Raw genomic sequence first — 1,942 nt, 5'->3', positions numbered from 1 at the left:
GTTTTAGGTCAGGGAGTTTTTTCATTCCTCTATCTAATGTCTATCTCGTCCTCTTGTCAAGGGGGTTGAGCAATTACTATGATAGTTACACACAAATTCGGCAAGTGAATCCATCTCATAACGAACAGCAAGGAGAAAAAATAGAAAATAGAGACATTAATCGTTCACTTGAAGAGTTATTAAAATCAGTTCGTTATAAAATTTCAAAAATAGAAGAAATAGGACGAGAAATTTACCATTTTGCTACCAGTGATATTACTGCTGCGTGTAATCAAGGCGCACTTCTACTTACGGGTGAAGCTGGAACAGGTAAAACTCATCTCTTCTGTGATATAGCTAAACATCGTCTAGATAACTCACTTCCGACCATAATTTTGCTTGGGCAGCATTTTTGTCAAGGCGACCCTTGGATTCATATAATGCAGAGATTGCACCTTTCTTGTCACAATCGTGACGAGTTTTTAGGCGCATTAGATGCTGCTGCACAAGCTTGTGGTAGTCATGCAATGATTTTGATTGATGCTCTTAATGAGAGTGATGATAAAGGTTTATGGAAAAAGGAACTAGCAGGTATGTTAGCTGTTTTGCATAACTATCCACGCATTACTATTGCAGTAAGCTGTCGTACTTCATACGAGAAAGCAACAATACCAGAAAACCTCGTTCCAGAAGAAAAGTTAGTTAAAGTTGAACATCATGGATTTGCCAACCATGAATATATTGCTACAAAAACCTTTTTCAATCATTATGGTATTGAACAGCCTAACGTTCCTTTGTTAGTTCCAGAGTTTTCTAATCCACTTTTCTTGAAAACACTTTGTAAAGGAATTAAAAATCGTCATTTAACACGAATACCTAAAGGAATTAAAGGCATTACTGCTGTTTTAAATCTATTTATAGATTCAATTAACGACGTTTTATGTGAACGGCTCGATTATGATGATAAAACCAATTTAGTAAGACAATCAGTAGAAGATTTAGCCCGTCGGATGGCAGAAAATGGACAGCCTTGGATAGATAGAGAAGAAGCCAAAAATATTGTTAATTCTGTCTTGCCTAATAATAATTTTTCACAGAGCTTATTTTATAATCTGCGTGCTGAGGGATTACTTTCAGAAGATTTAATTTATCGTCTCTCAGAAGACGAAGATGAAGAACAAAATCAAAGGGTTAATATTATTAAATTTCCCTATGAAAAATTTAGCGATCATTTAATAGTCCGTTATTTGCTGAAAAACCACCTAGATAAAGATAATCCAACTACATCCTTTGATGAAATTAAACCGCTAGGTGGGTTAGTAGCAGCTAGATGGAATAGACAGGGTTTACTGGAAGCTTTATTTATTCAAATTCCTGAACTACTTGGAAAAGAAGTAATGGAATTAACATCCATGCCATTATGGCGGTTTGAACGTCCATTTTTACAAAGTCTTATTTGGCGTAATCCAACTAAAATCACCCAAAGAACTAAAGATTATCTTAATGAAATATTCCAAGAAGAAAAAAACAAAGAAAAAGTTTATAATGTACTACTGACAGTAGCTACCGATCCTGAACATCCTTTAAATGCAAAATCTCTTCATCGTCATCTCATAAATCTGAGAATGCCAGAGCGCGATGCAATTTGGTCTATTTTTTTATTCGATCAGTATGAACAAAAAGGGGCAGTCGATCGTTTACTTGAATGGGCATGGGAAGCAGAAAAAGACCATATCTCAGATGAATCCATCGAACTTTGTGCAATTGCTTTGACATGGTTTTTAACAACATCTCATCGTTTTCTTCGCGATCGTGCAACAAAAGCTCTTGTTTCAATGCTACATCCAAGACCTCAAGTTTTAGTCAAAGTTATCGAGCAATTTTTAGAACAACAGTTCGGACATATTTTGGGAGAGTCAGGCTCTGAGAGAGCCGTATTCTAGGAGTTTTCGGTAGTTTGGAT

Annotated in this window: 1 protein-coding gene; it reads left to right on the top strand. The window is 35.8% G+C overall.

Features of this window, described 5'->3' with window-relative positions:
• Positions 1 to 1,922 (top strand): hypothetical protein (locus tag QUA13_RS32290; protein ID WP_333205149.1); only part of this gene is annotated, 1,922 nt, incomplete at its 5' end.
• Between the last annotated feature and the right edge of the window lie 20 nt (positions 1,923 to 1,942).

This window comes from Microcoleus sp. S28C3 (genome assembly GCF_036700785.1).
GTDB classification, from domain to species: Bacteria; Cyanobacteriota; Cyanobacteriia; order Cyanobacteriales; family Microcoleaceae; genus Microcoleus; species Microcoleus asticus.
The sequence above is the reverse complement of the archived record's forward strand: the minus strand, read 5'-3'. Positions and strand labels throughout refer to the sequence as shown.